This window comes from Acinetobacter sp. AOR18_HL (genome assembly GCF_027855145.1).
Classification (GTDB): domain Bacteria; phylum Pseudomonadota; class Gammaproteobacteria; order Pseudomonadales; family Moraxellaceae; genus Acinetobacter; species Acinetobacter pittii.
The window spans coordinates 24,315-36,850 of sequence record NZ_JAKTIG010000066.1; the positions used below are offsets into that span (position 1 = coordinate 24,315).

Annotated in this window: 13 protein-coding genes; 6 read left to right on the forward strand and 7 right to left on the reverse strand. The window is 38.0% G+C overall.

Annotated features, from left to right (window positions below; all coding sequences use genetic code 11):
- Positions 1–96: 96 nt before the first annotated feature.
- Positions 97–675 (forward strand): TetR family transcriptional regulator, encoded by a 579-nt coding sequence (locus MKL51_RS17370; protein WP_032007412.1) that lies wholly within the window; start codon positions 97–99, stop codon positions 673–675.
- Positions 676–723: 48 nt separating this feature from the next.
- Here the strand turns inward: MKL51_RS17370 and MKL51_RS17375 are convergent, their stop codons facing one another.
- The 3 genes from MKL51_RS17375 to MKL51_RS17385 all read right to left on the reverse strand — a co-directional run bounded on the left by MKL51_RS17375 (position 724) and on the right by MKL51_RS17385 (position 4,375).
- Positions 724–1,983: a serine hydrolase domain-containing protein gene (locus MKL51_RS17375; protein ID WP_032007414.1), complete on the reverse strand. Its 1,260-nt coding sequence runs from the start codon at positions 1,981–1,983 to the stop codon at positions 724–726.
- 71 nt (positions 1,984–2,054) lie between these two features.
- A complete protein-coding gene (locus tag MKL51_RS17380; protein ID WP_032007415.1) occupies positions 2,055–2,909 on the reverse strand; it encodes a MaoC family dehydratase in 855 nt (284 codons plus the stop codon).
- Positions 2,910–2,983: 74 nt separating this feature from the next.
- A complete protein-coding gene (locus MKL51_RS17385) occupies positions 2,984–4,375 on the reverse strand; it encodes a 3-oxoacyl-ACP reductase (protein ID WP_032007417.1) in 1,392 nt (463 codons plus the stop codon).
- A 235-nt stretch (positions 4,376–4,610) separates the two neighbouring features.
- Here MKL51_RS17385 and MKL51_RS17390 point away from each other — a divergent pair, with 235 nt between their 5' ends.
- On the forward strand, positions 4,611–6,179 hold the full coding sequence (locus tag MKL51_RS17390) for an acetyl-CoA C-acetyltransferase (protein WP_032042458.1): 1,569 nt from the start codon (positions 4,611–4,613) through the stop codon (positions 6,177–6,179).
- A gap of 64 nt (positions 6,180–6,243) precedes the next feature.
- Here MKL51_RS17390 and aceI read toward each other — a convergent pair whose 3' ends face one another.
- Positions 6,244–6,678, reverse strand: coding sequence for a chlorhexidine efflux PACE transporter AceI (gene aceI, locus MKL51_RS17395; protein ID WP_130625944.1), 435 nt, complete (start codon positions 6,676–6,678; stop codon positions 6,244–6,246).
- Positions 6,679–6,768: 90 nt separating this feature from the next.
- Between aceI and MKL51_RS17400 the strand changes: the two genes are divergently transcribed.
- From MKL51_RS17400 to leuE, 3 genes are all read left to right on the forward strand, one after another.
- Positions 6,769–7,662 carry a LysR family transcriptional regulator gene (locus tag MKL51_RS17400; protein ID WP_032007421.1) on the forward strand — a complete coding sequence of 298 codons (894 nt, stop codon included), beginning with the start codon at positions 6,769–6,771 and terminating at the stop codon, positions 7,660–7,662.
- A 130-nt stretch (positions 7,663–7,792) separates the two neighbouring features.
- Positions 7,793–8,782 carry a transaldolase gene (gene tal, locus MKL51_RS17405; protein WP_017480912.1) on the forward strand — a complete coding sequence of 330 codons (990 nt, stop codon included), beginning with the start codon at positions 7,793–7,795 and terminating at the stop codon, positions 8,780–8,782.
- A gap of 75 nt (positions 8,783–8,857) precedes the next feature.
- Positions 8,858–9,508 carry a leucine efflux protein LeuE gene (gene leuE / locus MKL51_RS17410; RefSeq protein WP_016803130.1) on the forward strand — a complete coding sequence of 217 codons (651 nt, stop codon included), beginning with the start codon at positions 8,858–8,860 and terminating at the stop codon, positions 9,506–9,508.
- Positions 9,509–9,561: 53 nt separating this feature from the next.
- Here leuE and MKL51_RS17415 read toward each other — a convergent pair whose 3' ends face one another.
- Positions 9,562–10,035 carry an Lrp/AsnC family transcriptional regulator gene (locus MKL51_RS17415; protein ID WP_002115169.1) on the reverse strand — a complete coding sequence of 158 codons (474 nt, stop codon included), beginning with the start codon at positions 10,033–10,035 and terminating at the stop codon, positions 9,562–9,564.
- Positions 10,036–10,221: 186 nt separating this feature from the next.
- Here MKL51_RS17415 and MKL51_RS17420 point away from each other — a divergent pair, with 186 nt between their 5' ends.
- Positions 10,222–11,397 (forward strand): benzoate/H(+) symporter BenE family transporter, encoded by a 1,176-nt coding sequence (locus MKL51_RS17420; protein WP_032007425.1) that lies wholly within the window; start codon positions 10,222–10,224, stop codon positions 11,395–11,397.
- Positions 11,398–11,457: 60 nt separating this feature from the next.
- Here MKL51_RS17420 and MKL51_RS17425 read toward each other — a convergent pair whose 3' ends face one another.
- Both MKL51_RS17425 and MKL51_RS17430 read right to left on the reverse strand, forming a co-directional pair.
- On the reverse strand, positions 11,458–11,901 hold the full coding sequence (locus tag MKL51_RS17425) for an RDD family protein (RefSeq protein WP_270904374.1): 444 nt from the start codon (positions 11,899–11,901) through the stop codon (positions 11,458–11,460).
- A 267-nt stretch (positions 11,902–12,168) separates the two neighbouring features.
- Complete coding sequence (locus tag MKL51_RS17430) at positions 12,169–12,342, reverse strand: hypothetical protein (RefSeq protein ID WP_005068723.1); 174 nt, start codon at positions 12,340–12,342, stop codon at positions 12,169–12,171.
- Between the last annotated feature and the right edge of the window lie 194 nt (positions 12,343–12,536).

Below are 12,536 nucleotides of genomic sequence, written 5' to 3' on the forward strand. Positions count from 1 at the left end.
ATGTGTTCAAATTATGGATATTATATACACAATTGGACACTTGTCCAAGTTTTAGTTTTAATGTAATTTGTGTCGAATTCAGTCAGGTGAAAAAACATGGCCTATCTTAATCGCGATCAACGCAGAGAAATGATTCTGCAAGCTGCCATGCAAGTTGCTTTGGCTGAAGGTTTTACAGCCATGACGGTGCGCCGAATCGCAACAGAAGCACAAACCTCTACCGGACAAGTTCACCACCACTTTTCTTCGGCATCCCATTTAAAAGCTGAAGCTTTTTTAAAGCTGATGGAACAGCTCGATGAAATTGAACAAACTCTCCAAACAACCAGTCAATTTCAAAGACTCTTCATCTTATTAGGTGCAGAAAATATCGACAAACTTCAGCCCTACTTACGTTTATGGAATGAAGCTGAACTCTTGATTGAGCAAGATATTGAAATACAAAAGGCTTATAACCTTGCCATGCAAAGTTGGCATGAAACAATTGTGCAAGCGATTGAGTGTGGCCAAAAAGAAGGCGAATTTAAAAACAGATCAAATTCCACAGACATTGCATGGCGACTCATTGCCTTTGTATGCGGATTAGAAGGGATTTATAAACTTGGTTTACAAGGTTTAGCTGAGCAAGACTTCAAGCGCCATACCGAAGCAATTATTCGCCTAGAATTATTATAAATGTTGAGCTGGCATTGCTTAAAAATACCAGCTTTAAAAATACTAAAATTAGAACCAGCCTTTACGGCCTTTTAAAATTTGGTCGGTACAACGTAAAGTCTCTTGAGTCAGTCCCCACAAACGGTAATCACCCGTGATTGAACCAATTTGGAAGTTATGCGTATAAGCAAAGCTGAGGCCACGCTCAGGATCGCACCACGCTCCTGAACCATTGTAACCAATATGTCCAAAGCCATTTTTAGCGCGTTTACCCATGGTAATAATACGGTGATAGCCTAAACGCCAATTCATCGGAATTGGCATAACACGATCACGTGCATAACTTTGGATGGTGCTGAGCTCTTTAAATACTTCTGGGCGAATAATTTGCTGTCCGTCCCATTCACCTTGATTTGCCAGCATCGCATAAATTTTAGCAAGACTATTTGCAGTAAAAGTGCCGTTCGCCGCTGGAATAACTGCTTGCAACCCCTCGTCACTAAAGAAACTAAGATGTTTCATTCCTTTTGGAATCATGGCATCTTGAAAGTCTTGGGGGTCTTGTCCAGTCCACGTAATCATTTTTTCAGAGAGTGAACTCTTGCGAGTCTGTGGCTTTTTAGGTTTTTCAACTTGAGTAGACGCTGGTTTTTCTGGTTTTGGTTGAATAATTAAACGTGCTACACGATCCAACTCATTTTCAGGCGTCCCAAAATATGCCCCATCTAACTTTAATGGTTCAACAAGATAATTTTGCATGAGCTGATCTAAAGATTGGCCAGTTGCTTTTTCAAGTACACCACCCACAAGCCAACCAAATGTTAAAGCTTGATAAGCATTACCCTCTCCTGCAAGAAATCTTGGCTTAGTCGCCGCGACCACATCTAACATATGTGACCAGTCGAGCATTTCTCGCGCACTTTCGATGATATTTCGCACGTCAAACATGCCACTTTGATGGCTGAGCACATGACGCAATGTCATTTTCTCTTTTCCATTTTGAGCAAACTCAGGCCAATAAGTCGAAATTGGTTTGTCGTATTCTAAAAAATCTTCACTTACTAAAATATGCGCTAAAGTTGCAAGTATGCCCTTACCTGTAGAATAGCAAACTGCCAATGTGTCAGGTTGCCAAGCTTCGGTTTGTGATTTTAGACCGGTGTAGATATCTACAACTTTCTGACCTCTAAAATAAACCGCTAAAGCAGCTCCACCTTGTCCCGTTCTAGCATCTTGAAGACGGCTAAACTGATGAGCTAAATCAATAAAACGTTCATCTAAAATACCGTGATAGTTATGGGTATCGGCCAGTAAAATTTCTTTAATCACATGAAGTTCCTTGCATTTTTTGTTATTTTGCTCAAAAGCAGCCCAAACCTCTGTTCAGGCTGCTGCTATTTTTATAATGCTTTTACAGTTCCTGCAACATGCGGTTTTTGTGATTTAGCATTACGAATTAAGAAATCAGTCTTTTTATCTGTATTGGCAGTTAAAAACTCAACTTTTGATGGTAAGAACATTGGCAGCTTAAACCATACATCTGCTTCATAAGCATTTGGTAATTCAAGGTTTGCTAATGCTTTAGCTTTGCTCCACATACCATGTGCAATTGCTTGCTTAAAGCCAAATGCTTTTGCAGTAATGGCATGAATGTGAATTAAGTTAAAATCACCAGACACTTTCGCATAACGGCGACCTGTGTTTTCTAAAATATTCCACTCTGCCTTTGGAACATAAGCTGGTGCTTGTTCTTCTTTAGCTTTCTCACCTACTCTTTTCTCAACTTTTTGGCGAGATAAATAAGTCGTTAAACCTTCCATCACCACTTCATTGCCAACTTTTGCCGTGGTAATAAAGTCAAACTGAACACCTTTATCATGCGGTTTTAGTTCCCCAAACTTACATGACAGAGTGAGTTTTTCAGTTACACCAATTGGTCTAGTTTGTTTAATCTGGTTACGAATATGGACTAAACCTAAAATTGGAAATGGAAAGGCTTCTGCTGTCATCATGTGCATTTGCAAACTTTGAGAAAGCACCGCCAAATAAATTGCGGGTACAAAGCCATTATTTTGAAAACCACATACTTCGTTATAAGCTTTGAGGTGGTTCTGATCAATTTCTAAAGTATCTACCACATATTCAACTTGCGGTAATATTTTTGGACCTTTCGGCTTTTTAAAAATTAAACCTTGCACTACTTTTGAATAAGCCAATGCCGCTTTTGGTAGCTGGCTAAAATGACGAGTATTCATACCTAACCTTTTATAATTTATAAATTCTTGAATAAAAAAGGGATGCACAAGCACCCCTATTTCGCTAAAAGTGCTTAAGCGCCCAACAAGCTTTGACCACACACTCGTACAACGTTGCCGTTTACGCCTGTAGACGCAGTTGATGCAAACCATGCAATTGTTTCTGCTACATCAACAGGTAAACCACCTTGTTGCATTGAGTTCATACGGCGACCAGCTTCACGAATTGCAAATGGAATCGCAGCAGTCATTTGAGTTTCGATAAAGCCAGGTGCTACTGCGTTAATGGTAATACCATTTTTTAAGATAGGCGCAGTAAATTTCACTAGACCAATTACACCTGCTTTCGACGCAGCATAGTTGGTTTGACCAAGGTTACCAGCAATACCGCTAATTGATGATACACAAACAATACGGCCATTTGCATTTAGACCATCGTTTTCTAACAAGTAGTCATTTACACGTTCAGCAGCAGACAAGTTAATGTTAATTACTAAGTCCCAAAGCTCCGGCTTCATGTTTGCCAAAGTTTTGTCACGTGTAATACCTGCGTTATGAACGATAATATCTAAACCGCCTTGTTTTGCCGCAGCAGCTTTAATTTTTTCGCCCGCATCAGCAGCTGTAATGTCAATTGCCAATGTAGAACCGCCAATGTCAGCTGCTACACGGTCAAGGTCAGCTTGTTGTTGTGGTACGTCTAAACAAATAACATGCGCGCCGTCTCGAGCCAATACATGTGCAATTGCCTCACCAATACCACGGCTTGCACCAGTTACTAATGCAGTTTTTCCAGCAAGTGGTTTTGCCCAATCAACATCAACCACATCTGCTTTAGATACACGAATCACTTGACCAGATACATAAGCCGAACGCGGAGAAAGCAAGAAACGTAATGTTGATTCAAGATTTGCCGCAGCACCTTCATCAACATAAACAACTTGAGCAGTAATACCCTTTTTAAATTCTTTACCTATAGATTTGATAAAGCCTTCAAGTGCACGCTGAGCAATCGCTTGTTTTACAGTTTTCGCAGTTTCAGGAGTTGTACCAATCACAATCACTCGACCAGAAGTCGCAACTTGACGTGCAATTGGGTTAAAGAATTTATAAAGTTCGTTTAACTGTTCTGAGTTTTGAATACCAGATGCATCAAATACAACTGCTTTGAATTTTGATTCTTTGTCGCCTGCATTGAACGGACGTAAATTTAAACCAACTTTTGCAGCTTCTTGTTGCAAAGCAACGTTATTGCCTACATAGCTATCTGCATGAACATTGCTAAGTACTTGTGCAATCGCACCAGACAATATACTTGACGGCGCTGCGCCAACCAATACTGCACCATTCACTACTGGCTGAGCACTTTCAAAACGCTCTAATACAACTGGCGATGGTAAACCCAGATTTTTAACAACGAATTTACCAATAGGAGATTGTGTAAATGCTTGGTATTGATCAGTCATGATTATTATCTCTCAAAGAAATGAATTTTCTACGACAGGCTTCATTATGTTATGAGATGAATAGCAACAATATGAAAGCAGTCGTTCATTAGAGTTACTCCAAATCATACTTGACTTCATCTTTGGATGTCTTGACCTGAATGCTATCTACAATGTCATTCTAGTCAATACAGGTCTATTTGAATTGTGTTAAGGTAGCTTACAAGAATATCGTTATTATGCTTGGAAAAGCCTTATGAGCAAAACAACTCAAGAAAATCCAGCAGTCGAGAATTCTGCTCAGGAAAAAGTGTCAAATACATCAAAGTCGGCTTCTAACACGGCTAAGCGTAACAGCACTACTCCTAAAGCAGCAACTAATACATCAAAAACGACACGTACTCGTTCAACGACTGCACCTGCACGTAGCCCTCGTACCAAGAGCGCTGCTTCAGAAACCTCGTCTACATCTTCAAATGTAGCTGCAGCACCAAAAGCAACAAAAACCAAAACTTCTGTTCAACAGGATAAAACCATGAGCCAAAACACTGTTCGCCGCGTTGCAATTATTGGTGGCAACCGTATTCCATTTGCACGTTCAAATACTGCTTATTTCAAAGCGTCAAATTCTGACATGCTGACAGCAGCATTGAATGGTTTGGTTGAACGCTTTAACTTACAGGGTAAGCGTATTGGTGAAGTCGTTGCTGGTGCTGTTTTAAAACACAGCCGTGACTTTAATATGACTCGCGAAGTTGTATTGAGCACAGATCTTGCTCCTGAAACTCCTGCTTATGACATTCAAATTGCTTGTGGTACAGGTTTACAAGCAGCGTTTGTAGTTGCAAACAAAATTGCGCTTGGTCAAATCGACGTAGGTATTGCAGGTGGTGTAGACACAACTTCTGACGCTCCGATCGCTGTGGGTGATGGTTTACGTAAAGTTTTACTTGAGCTCAATGTAGCTAAAACGGGTAAAGACCGCCTTAAAGCCTTAACAAAAATTGATTTTAAAAAGCTTCTTGATGCACCAAGCAATGGTGAGCCACGTACTGGCCTTTCAATGGGTGAGCACCAAGCCATCACTGCTTTAGAATGGGGTATTACTCGCGAAGCACAAGATGAGTTAGCTGCTAGCAGCCATCAAAAACTTGCTGCTGCTTATGAGCGTGGTTTCTTAGATGACTTAATGACTCCATTCTTAGGTCTTAACCGTGACAACAACTTACGCGCAGACAGCACAGTTGAAAAACTTGCTAAATTGAAGCCAGTTTTCGGTAAAGGCGAAACTGCAACAATGACAGCTGGTAACTCAACTCCGTTAACTGACGGTGCTTCTGTTGTCTTGCTTGCTTCTGAAGAGTGGGCAAAAGAAAACGGTCATGAAGTTTTAGCTTATCTTTCTTTCTCTGAAACAGCAGCTGTTGACTTCATTGGTAAAAACGGCCCTAAAGAAGGTTTGTTAATGGCTCCTGCTTATGCAGTGCCTCGTATGCTTAAGCGTGCAAACCTTAAACTTCAAGATTTTGATTTCTACGAAATTCATGAAGCATTCGCATCTCAAGTATTGTCTACTTTGAAAGCTTGGGAAGATGAAAAATTCTGTAAAGAACGTCTTGGTTTAGATGCACCTTTGGGTTCAATCGATCGCTCTAAACTGAACGTAAATGGTTCATCTTTAGGTGCAGGCCATCCATTTGCTGCAACTGGTGGTCGTATCTTAGCAACTGCTGCTAAATTGATTAATGAAAAAGGTTCAGGCCGTGCATTAATCTCGATCTGTACGGCAGGTGGTGAAGGTGTGGTTGCGATTGTAGAAAAATAATTTCTATAACGACCTAACAAAATAAGCACCCATTTGGGTGCTTATTTCATTTCAATATCTTGGCTTAATGAAGTGATGCAGCTTTGGCATCTGGGAAAAACTTATCTTCAATATGGTCGTAACACCACTGGAAAATAAAGGTATAAACTAAAATACATAAGGTTAAACCAATATCTAAAATAAGTGCATCAATGACACTCATCTGCATCATATAGGCAATCATCGGTACAGTCGCAATCAGCAAACCGCCCTCAAAACCAATCGCATGTAAAATCCGAACAGGGATTGTTCTTTCCCAATTATATTTATGCTCTACTTTTTCAAAATAGTGGTTAAAAATCATGTTCCAGAAAACTGAAACCACTGCCATAAACACACCGAGTGTTCCTGTTACGTCCATCGGCATATCAAAAATAAAACTTAATGCAATCGCAATGATGACCAATAAAATTCCTTCATAACTGATTGCATGAATGAGTCTTCTCTTGGAAATCAACATTTTTAAATACTCAATAATAACTTGGATAATGTGCATTTTATTTTTATAATATTGATTAATCCAATCAGGTTCTTTCAGTTTTTTTGACAGATGAATATTAATCAAGAACAACTACTCATGTTTCAGGCAGTGATTGAAACAGGATCCTTTTCAGCAGCAGCACGTAAACTTGGCAAAGTTCCTTCGGCTGTAAGCATGTCTATTGCCAATTTAGAAATTGATCTGGACTTAACTTTATTTGACCGTAAAGGCCGCGAACCCGTCCCTACTGACGAAGCACGGGTTTTATATGAAAAGACCTCTCAGCTTTTGATTGAGATGAATCAATGGAAACAACACGCTCACGCGTTAAGTACAGGGTTAGAAGCCAATTTAACGCTTGTGATTGTCTCTGAACTTTTACACACCAATTGGACCGACTATATTTGTCTTTTAGAAAGTCGTTTTCCAGACTTACAAATTAATATTGTGTCTGCCCCTCAAGAAGATGCTCTGCAAATGTTATTAGATGGTTCTGCCCAACTAGCACTGATGTTTGAACGTGAGCATCTAGATAACAGAGAACAATTCGTAGAGCTCAAGCAGGAAGCTCTAATTCCAGTTATTTCAAACAGCCATCCTCTAGCAAGCCAAAATCAGGTTTCTTATGAGCAGATCCTCACTACACGACAAATTGTAGTTGCAAGCCGAGATGAGACGTTAAAACCAGAATTACTTTTTTCGAAACATTATTGGCGCACCGATAACCACCACTCCGCTTGTTTAATGATCTTGCGCAATTTGGGTTGGGGTGTACTTCCTCAAGAAATGTTTAAAGAAAATCCTGAATTAAAAAATAAACTTAAAGTATTGGATTTATTAGATTTCACTCCCCGATTTGAATACTATGTCGACTTGGTATGGAGTCGAGAAAGTGAGCTTGGTGCCGCTGCTAGATTTTTGATTGAACATATCCGTAAGCAACGAATGCAACCACTGCCTTAAAAATATTTCAAATTAGATGCAGAACCTAAACGTTTTTCTTTGAAATATAACAATTGATATATCGACAGCATGAATAGACTTTGTGCTATAAAGAAAACATAAGATTTATTACTGAAGATGTTGAATATCAATGACTCATACAGCACTTGACCAATTAAAAACATTAACGACCGTTGTTGCCGACAGTAGTGACCTTGATGCAATTCGTAAATTCCGTCCATTAGACGCAACGACTAATCCTTCATTGATTACGGCAGCAGCAGAACAACCAGAAAGCAAAGAGCTCATTGAAGATGCTTATTATCAAGCCAAAGAAGAAGGCTATAGCAACGATGAGTTAATCGAAAGAACCATTGATATTTTAACCGTAAAATTTGGTGTAGAAATTTTAAAACTGATTGAAGGTCGTGTTTCGACAGAAGTCGATGCAGCACTTTCATATGATACTGAAGCGACCATTAAAAAAGCGCATGAATTATGTGAACTTTACAAAGGTTATGGTATTGATCAGTCACGTATTCTGATTAAAATTGCATCGACTTGGGAAGGTATCCAAGCTGCCAAAGTGCTCGAAGCTGAAGGAATTGCTTGTAACCTCACTCTCCTTTTCGGTTTACATCAAGCCCAAGCGTGTGCAGATGCAAAAGTGACTTTAATCTCACCATTTGTAGGCCGTATCTTAGACTGGTACAAAAAAGCTGAAGGTGTAGACGCTTATCCAATCGAAAAAGATCCAGGCGTAGTTTCAGTTAAGAAAATCTATACCTATTACAAACAACAAAATATTCCAACTCAAGTGATGGGTGCGAGCTTCCGTAGTATCGATCAAGTGCTTGGCCTTGCTGGATGTGATTTACTGACGATCTCGCCAAACTTACTTACCCAGCTTGAGCAAGATACCCGTACAGTTGATGCGGCACTTGATGCATCTCAAGCAAAACAAGCAGAAGCCATGGTTAGACCAGCTCAAGATGAGCAAAGTTTTAAAGATGAACTTAACCATGACTTAATGGCATTCCAGCTTTTACAAGGTGGTGTCGATGGCTTTATTAAAGCACGTGACCAATTAAGCCTTTTGTTACGTCAGTCTTTTGGAATTGATGCGGAAATAAAATCTTAAAAAACTGCACTTTTCATACAAAATTGCCGATTTTTGTTATCATGACAAAAATCGGTTTTTTTTATTGGGTTTCTCGTGTTCGGCATAACAGATTTAACAACATATATTATTGGTACATTCCTAATTGTGTTATTGCCAGGACCCAATTCTCTTTATGTGATGTCAATCGCTTCGCGCTACGGGATTAAAACCGGATATATGGGTGCATTCGGTATTTTCACCGGTGACCTTATTTTAATGCTATGTACAGTACTCGGAGCTGCGTCTCTACTCAAGGCATTCCCATGGGTATTTGTCATTCTTAAATTAACAGGTGCACTTTATTTATCTTATTTAGGCTTTAAACTGTTACAAGGCAGTATTCAACGCTGGAAACAACGTAATCAAACTCAACCAGAAATGGCTGATTTACCAGCTTTAGATAAAGTTCATCCTTATAAAACAGCCCTCAGTATTAGTTTACTCAACCCTAAAGCGATTTTATTTTTCCTCTCTTTCTTTGTTCAATTTGTTGAACCAGACTACGCTTATCCTGCTCTGAGCTTTTTAATTTTAGCGATTATTTTACAGATCATTAGCTTTAGTTATTTAACTGCATTAATCTTCTCTGGAATTAAACTCTCGGCATTTTTTAAAGAAAACCATAAAATTGCAGCAAGCGGAATCTTTTTAGTAGGAATTCTATTTTTCGGATTTGGTTTAAAACTAGCAACCTCAACGATTTAATTATTTTTACTCTAATAAGCTTTTGGATTAGAAAGTTAAAACATTATGAACTGCTAAAAGTCCAGCATGCCATCTGTTTTAACTTCATTAAGTACAAAAAAAGTTCTGACTTGTCTTACTCCGGGTAAGGCAATAATCTTTTCACTATGAAATCGGTTAAACGCAGCCAAATCTTTAACACGAATTTTTAGAAAATAATCGACTTCTCCCGCCACTAGATAACACTCTAAAACATTTTCCAAATCACCCGAGGCTTGTTCAAATGCTTGAAAGCTGTCAGGGGTTGAACGGTCCAAAACTACACCAACTAACACCACTGTACCACGTTGAACCGTATTGGGATTGATCCGAGCACGAACATCCAAGATTGCTCCAATCTTAAAAAGACGCTGAGTATGATTCCAACAAGATGATGTACTAATACCTACTAGTTTAGCCAATTCAGCATTACTTAAACGCCCATTTTCCTGTAAGGCACGCATAATTTTCAGTTCTAGTGGAGTTAAATTTTCGGCTTTCTCATCCATAAAATAATATTCTTGATTCATTGTTATTTATGGAACGAATAATAGCATTATTTAAGAATTTAAAAATATTATTTATTTTTTAACCTAAAAATAGAAAGCACCTTCTTAAAAAAAATTGTTAAATTCACCCCAACTGGAAGCAATGGCAGAAGCCTATTAATTTTTCTTGGATTTAGAACACGTATCATGCAAAAAATTCTTCAAGATTTTTCAATTCCAGCAGTATTTGCTGGTTTTATTACCTTTCTCATTGGTATTAGTGTTTCGGCCGTTTTAGTGATTGAGGCGGCTCAAGCTTTAGGTGCTTCACCTGAACAAATCACTTCATGGTTTTGGGCTTTGGGTTTGGGTATTGGCTTATCAGGACTCATTCTTTCTTGGAAATTTAAATATCCTGTAGCGACGGCGTGGTCAACCGCAGGTCTTGCTTTAATTATGGCAACAGGTAGTGGATATAGTTTAAATGAAGCGATTGGTGCTTTTTTAGTTGGTGGTTTACTCACTGCGATTTTAGGCTTTTCAGGTATTTTTCAAAAAGCGCTGTCATACATTCCTCAAAGTTTAACAAGTGCCATGCTGGCAGGCGTCCTACTCAAATTTGGTATTACACTTTTCGCAAGTTTACAAAATGATTGGGTATTTGTTTTGTCCTTACTTAGCATTTATGTCATTACAAAAAGATTATGGCCACGTTATAGCATTGTATTTACCGTAATTGTAGGTATTGCCCTGTGTCCTGTCTTTTTAGAATTTCATATACCTACAATTCAGTGGTCTTTAGCAAAACCTGTTTGGATTAGTCCTGACTTTAGCTGGTCAGCACTTTTGGGCTTAGCACTGCCACTGTTTGTGATTAGTATGGCTTCTCAATATTTACCGGGCATTGCCATGATCAAAAGTTATGGCTACAAACCACACGTGAATCAACTCATTGGCTGGACAGGTTTAACCCAAGTTGTGCTTGCACCGTTTGGCTGTTATAGCGTAAATATTGCTGCGATTAGTGCTGCCGTAAGCTTAGATGACCAAGTTCATCCTGACCCAAGCAAACGCTATATTGCAGGTATAAGCTGCGGTTTTTTCTACATCTTAATGGGTTTGTTTGCTGCAACACTCACAAGTTTATTGATGTCTTTCCCTCATATTTTTATTGTAGCTTTAGCGGGTATTGCATTACTTGGTACGATCAGCCACAACATTGCGATTGCTTTTGCTCAAATTGAAGAGCGTGAAGCTGCATTATTTACCTTTTTATGTAGCGCTTCGGGTATTCAATTCTTCGGAATCGGCTCAGCATTTTGGGGATTGGTGGTCGGAATTATTGTATTTGTTGTTCTCAAATTTAAAGCCAAAAAAAGCTAATAAAAAAAGCGTTCATAGCTCCCTATTTTCAATGCTATGAACGCTTTTTAGTATAGTTTCTTATAACTCTCTTACTACGACTGTTTTTGCCATTTTGTCGTGCCAGCCTTGTTTTTTAGCGTCAAATGCCACCCAAAAAAGACCAATACCAAATACTAAAATTGATGGAATATAGCCAATATATCGAATAATACTATGCATGACTGTGAGCTTATTACCTGTTTTTTCATCTAAAACTTTTAAGCGCATCAAACGTTTGCCAGGTGTACCTGCAAAATACAACCAACATAAAACTGAATATAAAAAAGGAAATGCGTAGTTCACAATCAGGTCAAACCAATAGTTTTGTGGCTGACTACTTAAGCCTGTAGCAAATACTAAGTCGTAATCTCCCCGATAAAAAATCCATGCGGCTGGAATAATTGCTAAACAAAGAATAAGACTATCAATAATCATTGCGCCAAATCTTAACCAGAACCCTGCATACTCATACTTATAAGTCATGCCTACCTCACTTTGTTATTGTTTAATAGCTAAAATGGTCTTACTACTTTACTTTTATCCTAATTGAAACTTTTTTATTTTTAAATACTTAAATAAATTTTAAATTTCTTACTTTTATATTTTATTGTAATTATTTTGATCAAAAAACATCATTAACCACATATCTCTACAAAAACTTAATTTAATCTTTTAAAAACTGACATTTTTTTATGTCAGTTATATCGAAATACGTTTATATATAGATTAAATTACAAATAAATATTATATTTATTGCCAAAATAAAATATCTATTTTAAATTCTTTTTTTAATAAAAGTGCTGCAAATAATAGAGCCAATCCGATTGTAATTAAAAAAACACTTAAACTGATTAATCCATAAACAATTGTTATACCGCCTAATATAGCTAAAATATAAAAAATAATTACACTGATTGTTGGCATTTCAATTTATTCCACTACTTAAAATAAAAGCAATTTATTCTATCGAGTTTATAAACGATTGCTGTTTTCAAATGTTGATTACACTATTAATTTGTATCATGGCGAATTCAAACATGAGGTGCGACAGTTTGAAAAGTCTTATGATAATCAACAAGCTGAGCAAATTTCTCTAATGGTGTAAGCCAATCTAACGC